Annotated in this window: 1 pseudogene; it reads left to right on the top strand. The window is 55.8% G+C overall.

Annotated elements, in window-relative coordinates:
* Positions 1-308 (top strand): annotated as a pseudogene (locus tag AF337_RS12020) (plasmid partitioning protein RepA); the annotation flags it as partial.
* Positions 309-310: the final 2 nt, after the last annotated feature.

Here is a 310-nt window from a genome sequence, read left to right as displayed (position 1 = left end):
TGATCGAGGAACGTGGCGGTATTCTTGAACACGATTTCATTCGATATGTCATCACTAGGCATAATCCGAACGATGTTCCTCAGGTGAATGTCGTCGCACTCCTGCGCTCACTGTTTGGCGAGGACGTGCTGGCGCCAGCCGTGGTGGACACGACGGCAATCGCCAGCGCCGGCTTGGAGAAGAAGAGCCTTTACGAAATGGCACGCGGTTCTGTCGGTCGTGACACCCTCACACGCGCCTTGGACTCCGTCGATGCTGTCAATCTCGAGATCTTCAACCACATCCAATCGGTATGGGGACGGTCATGACC

Origin of the sequence: Rhizobium ecuadorense, from assembly GCF_001187535.1 — a bacterium.
Taxonomy (GTDB): domain Bacteria; phylum Pseudomonadota; class Alphaproteobacteria; order Rhizobiales; family Rhizobiaceae; genus Rhizobium; species Rhizobium ecuadorense.
Note: the sequence above shows the minus strand (reverse complement) of the source record. Positions and strands in the feature narration are given on the sequence as shown.